Raw genomic sequence first — 17,578 nt, forward strand, 5'->3', positions numbered from 1 at the left:
CATTCGTCTTATTTAACATATGTTTCAGGTACGTTTGGGGTTTTGCTGAATTTAATAATTTGAGCCCGTTTTTATAGGCTTGATGAAGTTTAACAATGGGGGAACGTAAAGTGAGGACTGAACCGTTTGCTGCAGCTAGGCAATTGATATTTCGCGATTATCCGGATTGCACGTTAGCCGTGTTAGGAGGAAGTGCAGGTAGAGGAGAGCATAACGAGCACTCAGATCTCGATATTGTGGTTATAGATGGAGAGGGCTCAGAAGATTTAAGTCGTAAGACGGTGGAGGCTTATGGTTGGGTCGTTGAATTATTCTTCATAGCTTCATCAGAGTATCGTGAGCAATTCGATGCAGGTGTGCTAGCTGGAAATCCGACCTTGCAAAGAATTATTGCCGAAGGAAAGGTATTACGCACAAGTTCCATTGGAAACAAAATTAGGGAAGAAGCGAAGAATGATCTGGATCTCGGACCATTGCCGCTCACTTCTTTTGATATTGACGTTAATCGTTATGTAATTACCGAATTGATGATGGATTTAAGAGGTTCAACTAAGGCTGTAGAAAGCTGGTTCATCGCTCAAAAGATGACTGTGCTACTGTGTGAATTCATGCTCAGAGCCAATCGTCAGTGGATTGGAGAAGGAAAATCGTTATTTCGATTTCTGTCTGTGTATGATGCGAGTACAGCAGATGCATTGGAGAAGTCAATGGCGTTGTTCTACCGCTACAATAACCAGGAGCAATTATTGGAGCTAGCCGAAAGAATTTTAGAGCCATATGGTGGTCCGCATTTGATTGGTTACGAAGAGTAAGTATCATGGAGGGATAAGAGCCGTTACAGATCAGCCTCATCCTAAATACATTAGTATTGTGATTAGATCACACGATATTAAAACTCAGGAGGGATCTTCATGAGCGAAGTATGTGGCGGTGGATGGGGCAACCCAGTTGGTGTCGTATTGGTACTCTTCATTCTGCTTGTAATCATTCTTGCAGTTTGGGTCTAGTCCAATCGGCTAGATGAGAAATGGATACACTCCCTCGACCTATGTCTCGGTCGAGGGAGTATATTATAGAAGATAGTCGATGTTTAAGATTATTCAATAACGAAGTGCAGGAAGTTCAAATTGACTTTGGAGAAGGACTATTAGCCGAAACAACAGCAGTCATCACCAGATGGCTTCTTTCTGTTTGTATCGCATGAGTAAAAGCATCTTCCAGGGTTTCAAATACCGCTGATAAAGTGCCGTCCAGTCGGCTGGAGTAGTGAATGCCCTGTGTTAATGTCCCTTTGGATTTAGCACGTTCCACTTCTTGATATATGATGTCCATATAATTGTCTGTGCCTAACGGATAAAGTGAGAAGTGACTGGCTGTTTCAATGTTAGCTTTTTCAGCAAGACTTTCATTCATGCGAACATCATCTTCTGACATGAATACATCCCCTTTGCTGTCACCTGGGCAGCCAATCGAGAAAGTTCCGTTAAATACCGTATGAACACCCGTTCCAGCTGTATGGGCGAATATCGCACGAGTCACGTCGAATACATGCTCTGCTCGTCCTCTGACACATGTACATAAATCATCGGTATGAATCCAAACCTTGTCGGTATTGACGGACTCCAGTGCTTCCGTAATAACCTCTACGAATCGATCAGTCATTGGAAATACGGAGAATCGGCAGCCTACTATTCGGCTGGTTCCGCAAGTGAGATGGCTCATAAAATTAAAACCTCCTTGTATTATATGAAAATAAAAAACTGCACTCCGGGTAAGAAGTGCAGTTTTATGCTCATAGGAAATAAACACAAAGCTCCACTTCCCCACGCTAGTATGACCTAGATCGGGTAGTAAGGGTTGACGATCATTACGTCTCTCAGCACAAGGCACCCCTAGTTAGCTCGAAATTGTATGCGATTGGTAACAGGACCTTCATTCTCGTGTTATTGTAACGTCCAGGCTATTATATTTCAATGATTTCTTACATTTCTTACCGGAGCGTAGCGACAACAGCAAGGGCAGCCTCCAATCAAAATATGAAAAACGGGTGCCCTACTAGCCATGATATGGCTTTTAGGACACCCGTTTGAGGTAAGAGATTATTTAAATACTTTTACACGGTTTTCAAGCGGCTGGAATTCTTTCTCGCCTGGCTCTGCTGTTGGCTTACCGAAAGGCATTTGAGCGAGCAATTTCCAGCTTTCAGGCAGATTCCATTCATTTCTAACCTTCTCATCAATCAGTGGGTTATAGTGCTGCAGGGAAGCACCAAGACCTTCAGCCTCAAGAGCTGTCCATACCACAAACTGAAGCATACCTGAAGATTGAAGGGACCAGATCGGGAAGTTATCAGCGTAAAGTGCGAAGTTCTCTTGCAAGTTAGCAACGACACTGCTGTCTTCGAAGAATAGAACTGTTCCGTAGCCTGCACGGAAGCCGGCCATTTTTTGAGCTGTAGAAGCGAATTGCTCTTCGCTACCGCCAACAACTTCCTTAAGAATACCTTCAGTCAGGTTCCATAGTTTATCATGTTGTTCTCCTAGAAGCACAACTACCCGAGCACTTTGGGAGTTGAAAGCAGATGGAGTATGTTTTACCGCTTCATTTACAAGATCTTGAATGCGTTCATCTGAAATAACGGAGTCTTTACTGATCGCATAAATTGAACGACGGTTTTTAAGGGCAGTGCTGAAATCTGTTGACATGATGAAATTCCTCCTAGAGTTCATAGTTTTGGTTGCTTACTTAGATATAAGATTTCTAAAAAATCTGTCGTAATACATTGATGGCTGCTATGTGTACGATCAGTCATCGGACAGTAAAACAACACTAGCAACTTACAAAAAGTTATAAAAAAACTATCTGTAAGTATGTTATTATATTACAGAGTTCATTGTCAAGTTTAATTAATCGATTTTTCGAAAGTTAAAACAATAACGACGGTTAGTATATGAAGGAAAATGATAATCATGTGATGTTTACATGAACGAAACTTAATAATGTGAACAAATGATGAACATATATTAAATTTTTGAGAAATTTAATTGATTTTGATTCTCAATTATACTTGATGGGTTGAGAATGGGATGATATAATTCATTACAGATCGCAAATGATAATCAATCTCATTGAGAATGATATCAACTTAACGAACCGGAATTTACCGGTAACTGCATACCTGCATAGAAGGAAGAGCTATGAAGAAAAGATACTTGATCGCAGCAGTTATAGTATTATCCTTCATCTCCTTATTTATTGGAGTAAAGGACATTTCACCACTTGATCTGTTCAGGATGACTGAGCAACAACAGCATATTTTTCTAGTCAGTCGTGTACCGAGACTTATCAGTTTAATTCTGGCTGGAGTCAGCATGAGTATTTGCGGATTGATTATGCAGCAGCTTAGCCGGAATAAATTCGTTTCGCCGACGACGGCAGGAACGATGGATTCCGCAAGACTTGGGATTCTGGTCTCCATGCTGGTGTTTTCAACCACAGGGCCGCTCATCAAGATGCTAGTCGCATTTCTCTTTGCTTTTGCTGGTACGCTTGTCTTTATGAAGATACTGGACAAAATTAAATTCAAAGATGCGGTGTTTATCCCGCTGGTTGGATTGATGTTCGGGAATATTATTAGCTCAATCGCTACATTTTTCGCCTATAAATATGATCTTATTCAGAACATGTCTGCCTGGTTACAAGGTGACTTTTCAATGATCATCAAGGGGCAGTATGAACTGATGTACATAAGTGTTCCACTGGTCGTTCTTGCCTATTTGTTCGCCAATAAATTTACAGTGGCAGGCATGGGTGAGGAATTTGCAACAAATCTGGGATTGAAATACAGAAGAGTGGTAAACATCGGTTTGATTATTGTGGCTCTGGTAACTGCTTCAGTCGTTCTGACTGTAGGTATGATACCTTTCCTAGGACTGATCATACCGAACATCGTGAGTCTTTACTTGGGGGATCACTTGAAAAAAAGCCTTTCGCATACCGCACTGCTGGGGGCCGGATTTGTTCTCTTTTGTGACATTATCGGCCGAATTATCATCTATCCCTACGAAATTCCGATCAGCTTAACCGTGGGAGTAATCGGAAGCGGTATATTCATTTACTTATTGATGAGGAGAAAGGCATATGACTTATAAAGCCAAAACCGGTCTGTTGGCCGCGGCGGCGCTTATCCTGATAGCCCTCTTCCTATTTATAGATCTTGGAGGTAGTTGGGACTACGCGTTTCCGAGAAGAATCAAAAAAGTGCTTGCAATCGTATTAACTGGCGGTTCAATAGCATTATCTACCACGGTGTTTCAAACGATTACTAACAACCGGATATTAACACCAAGTGTCATGGGACTTGATTCCTTATATGTACTAATACAGACCTTTGTTATTTTCGCCTTTGGTTCATTTGCAATGTATGAGCTTGGCAACCTTAATTTTCTTATCAATGTCGGCGGTATGATTCTCTTCTCTGGAGTCTTGTACAAGATTCTGTTTCGAAGGGAAGGAAATAGCATTTTCTTTCTTCTGTTAGTCGGCATGATTTTCGGATCATTGTTCTCAAGTATGTCTTCATTTATGGAAGTACTGATTGATCCGAATGAGTTTCAGTTTGTATCTGATAAAATGTTTGCCAGCTTCAACAATGTAAAGACCGAGCTGTTACTTATTTCTTTTATTGTTGTAGGGTTAACATTGATCTATTTCGCAAGGTTCTTTAAATACCTTAATGTACTGGCTCTAGGGCGTGAGCAGGCAATCAATCTTGGTGTGAACTATGATTTTGTTGTAAAGAGATTGCTGATTATTGTAGCTGTTCTTATCGCGGTGGCTACAGCGCTTGTCGGACCGATTACATTCCTCGGACTTCTAGTCGTGAATGTATCGTATGAATTCTTAAAGACATATCGACATTCTTACTTAATTACAGGCTCGGTTCTAATCAGTATCATTGCTCTGGTCGGAGGACAACTGATCGTTGAACGAGTGTTTACCTTCTCAACTACGCTAAGTGTCATTATTAACTTTGTCGGCGGTGTGTACTTCATCTATCTGCTATTAAAGGAGAGTAAATCATGATCCAGGTTACTAATGTATCTAAAGCTTACAATGGTAAAAAAGTTGTGGATAGTGTGTCAGTTACAATACCTAAAGGTAAGATTACATCCTTTATCGGACCAAACGGCGCTGGTAAGAGTAGTCTTTTGTCCATGGTCAGCAGACTCGTATCTAAAGACAGTGGAGAAATCATGATTGAAGGTAAGGAAGTCAGTGAGTGGAAGAGCGGCGATCTGGCTAAGAAGATTTCGATCTTGAAACAATCTAACCACATCAGTCTTCGTCTGACGGTTAGAGAGCTGGTCTCCTTCGGACGGTTTCCATATTCTCAAGGTAGATTGACGGCTGAAGATGAGAAGTATGTCGATGAAGCGATCCGTTATATGGAACTTGAAGACATGCAGCACAAATATCTGCACCAGCTTAGTGGTGGTCAAACACAGCGTGCCTATATTGCTATGGTCATTGCTCAGAATACAGAGTATATTTTGCTAGATGAACCGCTGAATAACCTGGATATGAAACACTCTGTTCAAATTATGAAGATTCTTAGAAAGCTAGTAGCCGATCTGAATAAAACGATTGTTATTGTTATCCATGATATTAACTTTGCATCTTGCTATTCCGATTATATCGTAGCTCTTAAAGACGGTAAGATTGAGAACGAAGGTAAGACGGATACAATTATTCAGAGTGATGTGCTTCGCAGCATTTATGATATGGATATCGAGATTGAAGAGATTAACGATAATAAGATCTGTGTTTACTACGCTTAACGGATTAATGATACCAGCAGGGATAAGATTCACGAGGATTAACCAATAATCTTATCCCTAATGCTTAATGAGGAGTCTGCTTGTGAAAAGCGGAAGGACTCCCTATGGCATACAAATGGTAATAATTAACTTCAATTGTAATTTTTTCATTAATATAAAATAATATATAGGGGTGGAAGTAATGAAAAAAGTATTAATGTTGATCATGGCTACAGTATTTACACTGGCTCTTGCAGCCTGTGGATCGGATGAGAACAAGAATGCGGCGTCCGGTAATGGTGGTAACAGTGGAGAATCCGCAAGCGATAAAATCACGATTGAGCACCAGCTTGGTAAAACAGAGTTTTCGAAGAACCCACAAAAACTCGTTGTGTTTGACTTTGGTGTTCTCGATTCGTTAGATAAGCTCGGCATTGAAGTTACAGGTGTTCCTCAGAAAAACATTCCTCCGTATCTTTCAAAATATGAAGATGCGAAGTACGAGAACGTGGGTAGCTTGAAAGAGCCTGATTTCGAGAAAATCAACCAAATCAAGCCGGACCTCATCATCATCTCCGGTAGACAAAGTGATGCTTATGAGGAGCTTTCCAAAATCGCACCAACGATCTATATGGGTGTAGACACTGCACGATACATGGAATCTTTTAAAGAAAACATGAACACGATTGGACAGATTTTTGGTAAAGAAGATCAAATTAAGACCGAATTGGAAACCGTTGATAAAGAGATTGCAGCGCTAAACGAAAAGGTTACAGCATCAGGTAAGAATGCCCTGATCATCCTTGCGAACGAAGGCAAGATTAGTGCTTACGGTCCAGGTTCCCGTTTTGGTATTCTGCATGACGTATTCGGCTTCACAGCAGTAGACCCTGGTATTGAAGTTAGTACACATGGTAAAGATATTTCCAGCGAATATATTGTAGAGAAAAATCCGGACTACCTCTTCGTTGTTGACCGTGGTGCTGTCGTAGCAACAGGTCAAGATTCTGGTGCAAAAGATGTGGTAGAAAATGAACTTGTAAAAACAACGAATGCTTACAAAGATGGAAACATCGTTTATTTGGACCCGAACTACTGGTACCTTTCCGGTGGTGGATTGACTTCTGTATCTGAAATGGTTAAAGAAGTTAGCGCTGGAGTTAAATAATTAAGTTGAATATAAACACCGGTTCCGTTACACAGGACTCGGTGTTTTGTTTATTTGAAAGTCGGTTACTATTAGAGGACAATGGTCATATATTAGCACGCATAGGGAGGGGGATTAGCATATGAATCCAAATCAAATGTATATAGGTGGAGAATGGCTAAGTACATCCGAACAGACAGAGGTCTTTAACCCGGCTACTGGCGAAATGATCGGTACTGTTTCTAAAGGGGGACGGTCGGAGGCTAAGCAAGCCGTAGACGCGGCACATAAAGCATTTCCTGCTTGGTCGAAGTTAACCGCCGAGGAAAGAGGGGATTTTCTCCGTCGTTGGTATGATTTGATCGCTGAGAATACAGATGAATTAGCGAAAACGATGACACTTGAGCAAGGTAAGCCATTGAAAGAAGCAGCCGGGGAAATTAAATATGCGAACAACTTTATTAGCTGGTACGCTGAGGAAGGTAAAAGAATATACGGCGAAACGATACCGGCATCTTCATCGAATAAACGAATACTTGTAACGAAACAGCCGGTAGGTGTTGTCGCTGCGATTACGCCGTGGAATTTTCCTGCTTCCATGATCACTAGAAAGGTTGCGCCTGCTCTCGCTGCTGGCTGTACAATCGTTATTAAGCCTTCTCGGGAGACGCCTTTCACAGCACTTAAGCTGGTGGAATTAGCCGATAAAGCCGGATTGCCTGCAGGTGTGATTAACATCGTTATGGGCAATTCAAGTGAGATTGCTGATGTGTGGCAGCAAGACAGTCGAGTTCGCAAGTTATCTTTCACGGGATCAACAGCTGTCGGTAAGAAGTTGATGGCTGGAGCTTCCGAAAATGTGAAGAAGATTTCGCTGGAGTTGGGTGGACATGCTCCTTTAATCGTGACTGCACGCGCTGATCTGGATAAGGCCGCAGAAGGAGTTATTTTGTCTAAATTCCGTAATGCTGGACAGACCTGTGTATGCACGAATCGGATTTATGTGGAAGAATCTGTTGCATCTGCGTTTGCAGATAAGGTTGCCGAATTGACGAAGAAGCTTAAGGTAGGTAACGGATTGGATGAGGGCATCGATATCGGGCCTCTCATTAATGCTGAGGCAGCCGAGAAAGTACGAAAACATATTCAGGATGCGCTAGATAAAGGTGGTATTCTACTAGCAGGTGATGAACAGAATAAGGAAGACCAAGGAACGTATGTACAGCCTACTGTCATTAAGAATGCAACGGATGATATGCTGTGCATGAGTGAAGAAACCTTCGGTCCGCTAGCTCCCATTGCGGTATTCAGCTCCGTGGAGGAAGCCGTGAAACGAGCGAATAACAGTCCTTATGGACTGGCTGCTTATGTATTTACTGAACATATCAGTGAAGCAGTGCAGATTGCGGAATCACTGGAATACGGTATTGTAGGTATTAATGATCCTCTTCCATCAACCGCCCAAGCGCCATTCGGTGGCTTTAAGGAGAGTGGGCTTGGCAGAGAAGGCGGCCATTTCGGAATCGAGGAGTTTCTGGAAATCAAGTATATTTCACTCGGACTGTAATCCGGCTTATAGTGCAGCTATTATGAAACCGCTCCTTTGAAGATGGTGGCTTATACACTTCCATTCTTCCAAAGGGTGGTTTTTTTGTGTTATCTGTTATTTTGATGGTCTAACAAAAGAAAAAGGAGCTATCCTGCAAGATTAGATCTTTTAGAATAGCTTCTTCTCTAAAGTATGCTGTCACCCTTTAATTCCATTCATAGCTATTCCTTCGATGAAATAACGCTGCAAGAAAATAAATAAAATGATTATTGGCATGATAGCCATTACAGCACCCGCCATCAGTAGCGGATAGTCGGTAGAATGCTGTCCCTGAAAGCTAGAGATGCCAATTGAAAGCACTCGCATATCTTCGGAGCTGGTCATAATGAGAGGCCAGAGCAAATCATTCCAAGATGCAAGGATCGTAAAGATGGCTAATGAAACAAGCGCAGCTTTGGATAATGGCAGATAAATGTTCCAGTAAATTCGGAAATAACTGCAGCCGTCGATTTTAGCAGCCTCTTCAAGATCCTTAGGAAGGGTCATAAAGAACTGTCTAAGCAGAAATGTGCCGAAGGCACTGAAGATACCAGGGACGATAAGTACATAAAAGGTATCAAGCCAGTTTAGCTCCCGCATGATAACAAAGCTTGGAATCATGACAACTTGGGAGGGAACCATCAATACTGCAAGTAAAGCAAGAAAAATAACATTTTTAAAAGGGAAATTCATACAAGCGAAGGCATAAGCGGCAAGAGAACAGAGTATCAGCTGACCGCCTGTACGTCCCAAGGTTACGAGTATTGTATTCCAGTAGTAAACGCCGAAATCAATCGTCTCTATCACACGAAGATAATTATCAAAATGCCACTCAGCCGGTAGCCACGTCGGGGGTATAGTCATGGAATCCGCAAAGGATTTAAAAGATGTTGATAGCATCCATAGAAACGGCATGATCATTAGGAGTGCACCGGCAGCTAACAGAAAGTGGACCGCCAGACGGCGGGTTTTTTCTGACGCAATTGAAGTTTTCAAGATGTGACCCTCCCTCTGGTTATTGGTAATGAACCCACCTTTTTTGGAAATACATCTGGAACATCGTAATGATTAGAATGACGATAAACAACATAAAGGCTTGTGCTGACGCATATCCCATATTGAAATATTTGAATCCATCTTCCCAGATGCTATATACAACGGTTCGTGTTGAATCGAGAAGCGTTGTCTGTTGATCCATCATGATGAAGATCAAGTCATATACCTGAAATGAATTAATAAATGACATCACGAGTACAAAGAACAAGCTTGGAGTCAGAAGAGGGAGTGTAATCCGGAAGAACTTATACAGCGTACCGGCTCCGTCTAGTGAAGCGGCCTCATAATAACTGCTGGATATTCCCTGTAGACCTGACAATAGAATAACTGCATTATAACCAATGCTGCTCCAGACGCTTACAATGACGATCGAGAAGAGGGCAAACTTTTCATCAAAAAGCCAGTTAGGCTGCGGTAAATTCATCGTACCGAGTACATAGTTGATCAGACCGAACTCCGAATTATAGAGCCATCTCCATACCATACCAACTGCAATCGGCATGGTTATGACGGGGATGAAAAATAGCGTTCGATATACGACCATGCCCTTGATTTTTTGATTGAGAAGTACCGCTAATAGCGTAGCGAAAGCAATGGATAATGGAACAGTCCCGAAAGTGTAGAGCATAGTATTCAGCATGGATTTTGTGAATTTTTCGTCTTTCATCAGATTTTGAAAGTTCTCGATACCGATGAAGTTAGGGGACGTCATGCCATCCCATGAGGTAAAGGATAAGAACAATGAAGCGGCAGATGGAGCCATATAAAATATTCCCAGACCTAACACAACAGGCAGGATGAAGAGATAGCCCCAAATCGCTTCCATTCGGGTAAGTTTGGATGTTTTGTGCTTTTGTTTTATCAGCATTTCCGGGTGCTTGCTTTTCTTTAGCGAGGGCGCATTCATGGGCCGCACCGTCCTTTCTTTATGCTGATCGGTTTATTTTTGCTCCGTAGCAAGGATGGAGTTCATTTTTTCGGCTGCATTCTTGAGAGCCTCTTCAAATGACTTCTTCCCGAGGAAGGCGGCCTGAATCTCTTTGACCTCGGCATCTTGCCATTCAGCTGTTTTCTGCGAAACGGGGTAAGGAACGGCGAATTCGAGACTGTCAACGAACACTTGTAAATCAAGTGAAGGAATAGATTTGAGCCAGCCTTCTTCAGCACCTTTATATGCCGGAATGCTAAATCCAGATTTGGCTAATAGTTCAGAGCCTTCTTTACCGGATAGAATTTGGACCAAATCCCATGCCTCTTGCTCGACCTTGGTTTTGCCGTTAATCGTCCAACTGAGTCCATGAACAATCGAAGCCTTCTGTTTGCCTGCTGGGAGCTCGGCTACACCGAGCTTGTCACCTAACAGCTTGTAAAGCTCAGGAGAGTTAACGGAAATTGCAGGGTACATGCCGACTTTACCGGAACCGAATAATTGACGCGGCTTGGTCTCCAGCTGCTGTTGTGCATTTGGGGAATACCCCTTATCGATCATATTCTGTTCCCACTGAAATGCAGACAAGGCTTCAGGCGAGTTAAAACCGGATTCTGTTTTATCGTCAGAGATGACAAAGCCGCCAGCCTGATGAATGAAATTGTAATACCCGATTTGGTTATCGATGGGAGCGATGAATCCATAAATACCATTTGACTTATCCGTAAGCTTGGCTGCATTTTCTTCTAGAGTCTCCCAGGTCCAAGTATCATCAGGGTAAGTTACCCCAGCTTTATCGAAAATTTCTTTGTTATAAAAAAGTCCGATGGAATCGAGGAAATAAGGAAGGCCGTATAGGTTCCCGTTGTAGGTATACAAGTCAACAAGTGCATCCGTGTACACTGAAGTATCTAGATTGCTCTGATCAATGAGTGGCTTCAGATCCTTAATTAATCCGGAAGAAGCATAAGAATGGAAGTTAGGTCCGTTCATCCAGAACACATCAGGGCCGCTGTTTCCTGCCAGACTCGTTCTGAGTTTGGTCCAATAGTCAGCCCAAGGGGTGTATGTAACCTTAACCTCAACATCAGGATGTTTTTGATTATAGAGTTTGATCGATTCGTTCAACGTTTCCTTTACGTTTTCATCCCACAAGGCGACATTGATTACCTTTTTTCCACCGTTATCAGAGGATCCGCCTCCACATGCGGCTAAAAGAGAAGTAAATAAGAACATAACCGTTAAAATAATTTTTTTCATCACTAATGCCTCCTCATTCATGTTTAGTCAACGAGCTTAAGCAACTTTATGAGTAGCTACTCGGGTGAATGGTGTAAATGAAGGCCCCCCTCAAATTCAAATTAAATGATAAGTTATTCCATTCATAAGAATAAGTTATTAGGATGTAGATGCATCCAATGATGGATAACTATGTCATCTGTTGCGAAAGATTATATAATTCCTCTTAAATATTTTCAAGTAAGCGGTTACAAATAATTTTAATTAAATTTTGATCCATATGGCAGGTGATGCAGGAGATAAAAAAGAATAAATAGAGTTTATGTTATTTTGATCATTGGAATAAGTCGAATCAATGCTTGCAAAAAATGGTTATAGGACTAAATATGGAATATATGAATGAATAGCACTCGTAAACTAGTAAAACGGAAAGGTTGAAGCTTATTGAAAAAAATGCGGAAAGGTGACCTAAAGCTTATACAGGAACATAACCGCTCCATGGTGCTGAACAAAATACGGACAGAAGGGCCGATCTCGCGAATTGAACTCGCTAAGTCAAATCAAATTAGCCCATCGACAGTTGCATCAGCAGTACAGGAATTGATTAAGGAAGGATATGTATCCGAGATTGGCACCGGGATTTCCAGTGGAGGGCGAAAGCCTGTCCTGCTGAAGTTCAATCCGAATAATCAATATTTGTTCGCAGTGGCTATGACGAACTCCCTGATCATTTTGGCCCAGATGAATCTTGAGGCAAGTGTGCTTCGAAAGAGTACCCATCAAATATCTGGTCTGCAGGGTGAAGAGCTGGTTCAGCTCCTGCTTGAGTTAATGGATACATTCTTCGGAGGATCTGAGGATCTTCATAGGTGCATTGGAATATCAGTTACCGTACCTGGAGTAGTTAATAATGAGCAAGGTATTGTATATTACAACACAAAGCTTCGCATGTCCAATGTGCCGCTAAAGCAGATTTTAGAGGACAGATATGGCCTAAAGATATGGCTGGAGAACGATATGAATGCCGTTGTTCTGGCTGAAAGAAGGTTCGGTAAATTCCCTTACTCAAACTTGATTTATATTTCTATTGGTGATGGTCTGGGGTCAGGTATTCTAATTAATGATCGTATTATGCGCGGTGTTCACGGTGGCGCAGGGGAATTCGGCCATACCAGTGTCAATCGCAGTGGAATACGTTGTGAATGCGGCAATGTGGGTTGCCTTGACAGCTACATTAGCTGGATAGCTGTATATTCACGAATTTTAACCGCTATTACAACGGGACGGCCAACACGAATCGGTGAGGTCATCGGTGGAGATTATGGAAAGATCATTCCGTCGGTCTATCTGGAAGCACTGAGACAGGGAGATCGTCTGGCTCAGGATATTAACGAGGAGGTGGCTGAGCATCTAGGTGCGGGTATCGTTAATTTGATCAATATGTTTAACCCTGGAGCGCTTATTCTTGGCGGGGAGATGGCGATAGGCAATACCGAGCTGCTGAGCAAGGTTCAGGTATATATTGAAAAGCATGCGATGTCGATCGTCAAGGATGAGCTGGTATTTGGACAATCATCGCTTGGTGAAAATGATAAATTAATGGGGGCAGCTGCTGTATTGCTTCAGGATGTTCTGGGTTTTTCGATAACGGATTAACCACAGAAGCAGAGCAGTATTAAGATTTGACACGAGTAGAGGAGTGTAGCGAATGAGTTTTCACGGCCAGAAAATACTTCCCGCTGCAAAGCAGATGAAACAGCTCGATAAAATTCTCGAAAGTACGTATCGATATGGCGTATTGCTGGACACGCATATTGCCCGCCTTGGGCCTATGTATCGACTAATACGCGAAACGGAGAAAAAGATGTTTCTCCACGCGGATTTAATCCAAGGACTGAAGAATGATGAATATGCTGCGGAATATTTGTGTCAGGAGATCCGCCCAGATGGACTCATTTCTACGCGTTCGAGCGTTATTTTAAAAGCAAAGCAGAAAGGGATCGTAGCCATACAGCGAGTGTTTCTGCTCGATACACTTGCACTTGAGAAGAACTATGCGTTGCTTGATAAGACAAAGCCTGATTATATAGAGGTGCTTCCCGGCGCTATGCCGCATATGATTGAGGAAGTATACGAGCGCACAGGTATTCCGATCTTTGCTGGTGGGCTCATAAGGACACCTACACAGGTGGAAGAAGCGATTGCAGCGGGTGCTATGGCTGTGACGACATCAAGTAAAGAGCTATTTCAGCATTATTTGCCTAGTCATATATAGTGAAATGAGAACTGTTCTTCATATTTGACATGCTATTCTCAAGGCCGTAATCTTTTTTTATAAATGAACTGGAAAGGGGAATTGGAATGGAACGATACATACTAGCTCTGGATCAAGGTACGACGAGTTCAAGAGCTATTTTATTTAATCAGGATGGTAATATGGTATATTCGGCTCAAAAAGAGTTCCCACAGTATTTCCCCAAACCTGGCTGGGTCGAGCAAAATGCAAATGAAATATGGGGCTCTATTCTCGCGGTTATCGCCACCTGTTTGTCCGAGGCAGGAGTGAAGACAGAGCAAGTAGCTGGCATCGGTATCACGAATCAACGAGAGACGACCGTGGTGTGGGACCGTAAGACCGGCGTTCCAGTCTATAATGCGATCGTATGGCAATCCCGTCAGACGGCCTCAATCTGTGAGCAGCTAATCGCGGATGGTCATGATCAGATTGTCCGTGAAAAAACAGGCCTATTGGTTGATCCTTACTTCTCAGGTACCAAAATCAAATGGATCCTGGATCATGTAGATGGTGTCCGTGACCGTGCTGAGCAGGGGGATCTATTATTCGGTACTATTGATACCTGGCTTATCTGGAAACTGTCCGGAGGAGTGGCGCATGTAACAGATTACTCCAACGCTTCTCGAACGATGCTGTTTAACATTCATGACCTGAAGTGGGATGAGGAATTGCTGCAAATACTAGATATTCCGGCGAATATGCTGCCTGAAGTCAGACCCTCTTCCGAGATTTATGCGAATACAGTCACCTATCACTTCTTTGGCAGGGAAGTACCAATTGCAGGAGCAGCAGGGGACCAACAGGCAGCGTTGTTTGGCCAGACCTGCTTTAAAGAAGGAATGGTAAAGACGACATACGGAACAGGCAGCTTTATGCTGATGAACACAGGCGATAAGCCCGTAAAATCTGAACATGGGCTTATTACGACGATTGCTTGGGGATTAAACGGAAAGGTACAATACGCGCTTGAAGGTAGCGTGTTTGTAGCGGGATCTGCGATTCAGTGGCTCCGAGATGGACTTCGCATGTTCCGTGAAGCGAAGGATAGTGAGCCCTATGCACGCCGGGTTGAGTCCGCTGAGGGTGTGTATGTTGTTCCAGCTTTTGTCGGGCTTGGCAGTCCTTATTGGAACAGTGAGGTTCGAGGTGCGGTATTCGGTCTGACCAGAGGGACAACGAAAGAACACTTTATTCGGGCCACGCTGGAATCACTCGCTTATCAGACCCGGGATGTGCTCTCTGTTATGGAAGAGGATTCAGGGTACAAGATTGAATCCCTACGAGTAGATGGTGGAGCCGTGGCGAATACGTTTGTGATGGAGTTTCAAAGCGATATTCTGAATGTACCCGTAGAACGTCCCGTGATCAGTGAAACAACCGCATTGGGAGCAGCGTATCTAGCTGGTCTGGCTGTTGGCTTCTGGAAGGACCAAGATGAAATTTGCCGCAAATGGAGTGTTGAGAAGAGTTTTGAACCAACGATGAATGAGGAAACCAGAGAACAGCTTTATAAGGGTTGGAAAAAAGCTGTTTATGCAGCTATGGCTTTTCATTAAAATTTTATGTGTTATAATAATCCATAAGTTAATACGAGTCAGGAGATCTGGAGAGACCGCATAGCTCGGTACACCTTTTAATTAAGGTGCTATCGTGTAATTCGCGGTCTCTTTTTTTGTTTATTTATATTCCAATTGACACTCGAGGAGGAATTATCATCAATGAATAAGATGAGATCATTTTCTAGCTTGCAGCGCAAAGATATATTTGAAGGAGTAAATGGTAAAACCTATGACCTGATCGTGATTGGAGGCGGAATTACCGGGGCAGGAATCGCATTGGATGCTGTGACGCGAGGTATGACTATTTTACTCGTGGAAATGCAAGACTTTGCTGCCGGAACGAGCAGTCGTTCAACAAAGCTTGTGCATGGGGGGCTTCGCTATCTGAAGCAATTTGAAGTGGGAATGGTAGCAGAAGTGGGGAAGGAGAGGGCTGTCGTATATGAGAATGGGCCGCATGTGACGACACCCGAGTGGATGCTTCTTCCAATCCATCAGGGAGGAACATTCGGTAAATTCAGCACATCTGTTGGACTGAAAGTATATGACTTCTTGGCAGGTGTCAAGAGAAGTGAGCGGCGGACGATGTTATCTCCTGCAGAGACGCTGAAGAAGGAACCTCTACTCAAAAAGGATGGACTGAAGGGTAGCGGGTATTATGTGGAATACCGAACGGATGATGCCCGATTGACATTAGAAGTGCTTAAAGAGGCTGCAGCTCAAGGAGCTGAAATAATAAACTACGCAAAAGCAGATACCTTGAATTATGATACCGATGGAAAAATCGTCGGAATTAAAATTAAAGACATGCTAGGCGGAGGCGTTTATAGCGTATCCGGTCACAAAATCGTCAATGCTACCGGCCCTTGGGTGGATCAGGTCCGAGAAATGGATCGTTCTAAAAAGGGGAAAATGCTTCAGCTGACCAAAGGTGTTCATCTGGTAATTGATCAGTCCAGATTCCCTCTCAGGCAGGCGGTGTATTTTGATACACCGGATGGACGAATGGTATTTGCTATACCACGGGATGGTAAGACCTATGTAGGAACAACCGATACCGTATACAAAAAGGACCCTATTCATCCATTTATAACGGAGTCGGATCGTGACTATCTTTTGAATGCAATACATTATATGTTCCCAAATGAGAAGCTGACTGGATCGGACGTTGAGTCTGCTTGGGCTGGCGTAAGGCCGCTTATTTTGGAAGAGGGAAAGGACCCGTCAGAAATCTCGCGAAAAGATGAAATTTGGGAGTCGCCCAGTGGACTTATAACGATTGCAGGCGGGAAGCTCACTGGATACAGGAAAATGGCTGATACTGTAGTTAATCTGGTTGCGAAGCGAATTCATGAGAGTGGAGGCCCATCCTTCGGTTCATGCAGAACGAAAAGTCTTCCGATCTCTGGGGGGCATGTGGGTGGTTCCGTTCAATTCCCTGCTTATATCAGGGAGCAAACCGAGCATGCTGTTAGTCTTGGTCTAGACTCGAAACTCGCTGAAAGCTGGGTGCGAACTTATGGCTCAAACGCAGTGAAGTTGTTCGAGCTGGCATGTCAGATCGGCAATGAAGGCAAGATGTATAATCTTCCGTTAGAGGTCTATGTGCCGCTTGTTTATGCAATACAGCATGAAATGACAGTAAAGCCTGTTGACTTCTTTATTCGACGTACTGGCTCGTTACTGTTTCGAATGGAATGGACCTTGAAGTGGAAGGAAGCTGTAATCAGGTATATGACTGAGATTATGAACTGGACGCAAGAACAGGGAGAGTCGTTCACTCAAGAGTTAGATAGAGAGATTGCAGAAGCAACTAGACCCGCAACAACGGAATAACAAGGTTATTTACTTTACTTTCGGTCAGTCTGATAAGGCTGACCGATCTGTGTAATATATAGAATCAGGGAGCTTGTTTATGGTAATCTAAAGGTGACATAAGAGAGGAG

The 17,578-nt window shown here is 42.9% G+C and carries 16 protein-coding genes and 1 riboswitch; of the genes, 11 read left to right on the plus strand and 5 right to left on the minus strand.

Annotated features, from left to right (window positions below; genetic code table 11):
* Positions 1–110: 110 nt before the first annotated feature.
* On the plus strand, positions 111–812 hold the full coding sequence (locus ACFQV5_RS12315; protein ID WP_379247141.1) for a nucleotidyltransferase domain-containing protein: 702 nt from the start codon (positions 111–113) through the stop codon (positions 810–812).
* Between the two features lie 99 nt (positions 813–911).
* Entirely contained in the window at positions 912–1,007 is a 96-nt protein-coding gene (locus tag ACFQV5_RS12320; RefSeq protein ID WP_379247143.1) for a sporulation protein YjcZ, read from the plus strand.
* Positions 1,008–1,122: 115 nt separating this feature from the next.
* Here the strand turns inward: ACFQV5_RS12320 and ACFQV5_RS12325 are convergent, their stop codons facing one another.
* Together ACFQV5_RS12325 and ACFQV5_RS12330 are read right to left on the minus strand one after the other, a co-directional pair.
* Positions 1,123–1,722 (minus strand): YkoF family thiamine/hydroxymethylpyrimidine-binding protein, encoded by a 600-nt coding sequence (locus tag ACFQV5_RS12325; RefSeq protein WP_379247145.1) that lies wholly within the window; start codon positions 1,720–1,722, stop codon positions 1,123–1,125.
* Between the two features lie 81 nt (positions 1,723–1,803).
* Positions 1,804–1,904: riboswitch (TPP riboswitch) on the minus strand.
* Between the two features lie 195 nt (positions 1,905–2,099).
* Positions 2,100–2,705 carry a nitroreductase family protein gene (locus tag ACFQV5_RS12330; RefSeq protein WP_379247147.1) on the minus strand — a complete coding sequence of 202 codons (606 nt, stop codon included), beginning with the start codon at positions 2,703–2,705 and terminating at the stop codon, positions 2,100–2,102.
* Positions 2,706–3,197: 492 nt separating this feature from the next.
* Here ACFQV5_RS12330 and ACFQV5_RS12335 point away from each other — a divergent pair, with 492 nt between their 5' ends.
* The 5 genes from ACFQV5_RS12335 (at position 3,198) to ACFQV5_RS12355 (ending at position 8,533) form a co-directional block, all read left to right on the plus strand.
* Positions 3,198–4,151: an ABC transporter permease gene (locus ACFQV5_RS12335; protein ID WP_379247149.1), complete on the plus strand. Its 954-nt coding sequence runs from the start codon at positions 3,198–3,200 to the stop codon at positions 4,149–4,151.
* Positions 4,141–5,085 carry an iron chelate uptake ABC transporter family permease subunit gene (locus ACFQV5_RS12340; protein WP_379247151.1) on the plus strand — a complete coding sequence of 315 codons (945 nt, stop codon included), beginning with the start codon at positions 4,141–4,143 and terminating at the stop codon, positions 5,083–5,085. Before ACFQV5_RS12335 ends, ACFQV5_RS12340 begins: the two co-directional genes overlap by 11 nt.
* The gene (locus ACFQV5_RS12345; protein ID WP_379247153.1) at positions 5,082–5,840 is read left to right on the plus strand and encodes an iron ABC transporter ATP-binding protein; all 759 of its coding nucleotides are present in this window, start codon (positions 5,082–5,084) and stop codon (positions 5,838–5,840) included. Before ACFQV5_RS12340 ends, ACFQV5_RS12345 begins: the two co-directional genes overlap by 4 nt.
* 181 nt (positions 5,841–6,021) lie before the next feature.
* A complete protein-coding gene (locus tag ACFQV5_RS12350) occupies positions 6,022–6,987 on the plus strand; it encodes a siderophore ABC transporter substrate-binding protein (protein ID WP_379247155.1) in 966 nt (321 codons plus the stop codon).
* A gap of 121 nt (positions 6,988–7,108) precedes the next feature.
* Positions 7,109–8,533: an NAD-dependent succinate-semialdehyde dehydrogenase gene (locus ACFQV5_RS12355; RefSeq protein WP_379247157.1), complete on the plus strand. Its 1,425-nt coding sequence runs from the start codon at positions 7,109–7,111 to the stop codon at positions 8,531–8,533.
* Positions 8,534–8,713: 180 nt separating this feature from the next.
* Here the strand turns inward: ACFQV5_RS12355 and ACFQV5_RS12360 are convergent, their stop codons facing one another.
* From ACFQV5_RS12360 to ACFQV5_RS12370, 3 genes are read right to left on the minus strand one after another with little or no spacing between them, the layout of a single operon-like run.
* Positions 8,714–9,550: a carbohydrate ABC transporter permease gene (locus ACFQV5_RS12360; RefSeq protein WP_379247159.1), complete on the minus strand. Its 837-nt coding sequence runs from the start codon at positions 9,548–9,550 to the stop codon at positions 8,714–8,716.
* A gap of 19 nt (positions 9,551–9,569) precedes the next feature.
* Positions 9,570–10,517, minus strand: a complete 948-nt coding sequence (locus ACFQV5_RS12365; protein ID WP_379247161.1) for a carbohydrate ABC transporter permease — start codon at positions 10,515–10,517, stop codon at positions 9,570–9,572.
* A gap of 33 nt (positions 10,518–10,550) precedes the next feature.
* Positions 10,551–11,798: an ABC transporter substrate-binding protein gene (locus ACFQV5_RS12370; RefSeq protein ID WP_379247163.1), complete on the minus strand. Its 1,248-nt coding sequence runs from the start codon at positions 11,796–11,798 to the stop codon at positions 10,551–10,553.
* 432 nt (positions 11,799–12,230) lie between these two features.
* Here ACFQV5_RS12370 and ACFQV5_RS12375 point away from each other — a divergent pair, with 432 nt between their 5' ends.
* The 4 genes from ACFQV5_RS12375 to ACFQV5_RS12390 all read left to right on the plus strand — a co-directional run bounded on the left by ACFQV5_RS12375 (position 12,231) and on the right by ACFQV5_RS12390 (position 17,468).
* Positions 12,231–13,433 (plus strand): ROK family protein, encoded by a 1,203-nt coding sequence (locus tag ACFQV5_RS12375; protein WP_379247300.1) that lies wholly within the window; start codon positions 12,231–12,233, stop codon positions 13,431–13,433.
* Between the two features lie 52 nt (positions 13,434–13,485).
* A complete protein-coding gene (locus ACFQV5_RS12380; RefSeq protein WP_379247165.1) occupies positions 13,486–14,052 on the plus strand; it encodes a glycerol-3-phosphate responsive antiterminator in 567 nt (188 codons plus the stop codon).
* A gap of 86 nt (positions 14,053–14,138) precedes the next feature.
* Positions 14,139–15,629, plus strand: a complete 1,491-nt coding sequence (gene glpK / locus ACFQV5_RS12385; RefSeq protein ID WP_379247167.1) for a glycerol kinase GlpK — start codon at positions 14,139–14,141, stop codon at positions 15,627–15,629.
* A gap of 162 nt (positions 15,630–15,791) precedes the next feature.
* A complete protein-coding gene (locus ACFQV5_RS12390; protein WP_379247169.1) occupies positions 15,792–17,468 on the plus strand; it encodes a glycerol-3-phosphate dehydrogenase/oxidase in 1,677 nt (558 codons plus the stop codon).
* The last annotated feature ends 110 nt before the right edge of the window (positions 17,469–17,578 follow it).

This window comes from Paenibacillus sp. GCM10028914, assembly GCF_042666275.1.
GTDB lineage: Bacteria > Bacillota > Bacilli > Paenibacillales > Paenibacillaceae > Paenibacillus_AQ.

Bases quoted from the DNA above. Each gene is read 5' to 3' on its own strand.
- ACFQV5_RS12320 (WP_379247143.1), top strand. From the start codon at position 912: ATGAGCGAAGTATGTGGCGGTGGATGGGGCAACCCAGTTGGTGTCGTA.
- ACFQV5_RS12325 (WP_379247145.1), bottom strand. From the start codon at position 1,722: ATGAGCCATCTCACTTGCGGAACCAGCCGAATAGTAGGCTGCCGATTC.
- ACFQV5_RS12330 (WP_379247147.1), bottom strand. From the start codon at position 2,705: ATGTCAACAGATTTCAGCACTGCCCTTAAAAACCGTCGTTCAATTTAT.
- ACFQV5_RS12335 (WP_379247149.1), top strand. From the start codon at position 3,198: ATGAAGAAAAGATACTTGATCGCAGCAGTTATAGTATTATCCTTCATC.
- ACFQV5_RS12340 (WP_379247151.1), top strand. From the start codon at position 4,141: ATGACTTATAAAGCCAAAACCGGTCTGTTGGCCGCGGCGGCGCTTATC.
- ACFQV5_RS12345 (WP_379247153.1), top strand. From the start codon at position 5,082: ATGATCCAGGTTACTAATGTATCTAAAGCTTACAATGGTAAAAAAGTT.
- ACFQV5_RS12350 (WP_379247155.1), top strand. From the start codon at position 6,022: ATGAAAAAAGTATTAATGTTGATCATGGCTACAGTATTTACACTGGCT.
- ACFQV5_RS12355 (WP_379247157.1), top strand. From the start codon at position 7,109: ATGAATCCAAATCAAATGTATATAGGTGGAGAATGGCTAAGTACATCC.
- ACFQV5_RS12365 (WP_379247161.1), bottom strand. From the start codon at position 10,517: ATGAATGCGCCCTCGCTAAAGAAAAGCAAGCACCCGGAAATGCTGATA.
- ACFQV5_RS12370 (WP_379247163.1), bottom strand. From the start codon at position 11,798: ATGAAAAAAATTATTTTAACGGTTATGTTCTTATTTACTTCTCTTTTA.
- ACFQV5_RS12375 (WP_379247300.1), top strand. From the start codon at position 12,231: ATGCGGAAAGGTGACCTAAAGCTTATACAGGAACATAACCGCTCCATG.
- ACFQV5_RS12380 (WP_379247165.1), top strand. From the start codon at position 13,486: ATGAGTTTTCACGGCCAGAAAATACTTCCCGCTGCAAAGCAGATGAAA.
- glpK (WP_379247167.1), top strand. From the start codon at position 14,139: ATGGAACGATACATACTAGCTCTGGATCAAGGTACGACGAGTTCAAGA.
- ACFQV5_RS12390 (WP_379247169.1), top strand. From the start codon at position 15,792: ATGAATAAGATGAGATCATTTTCTAGCTTGCAGCGCAAAGATATATTT.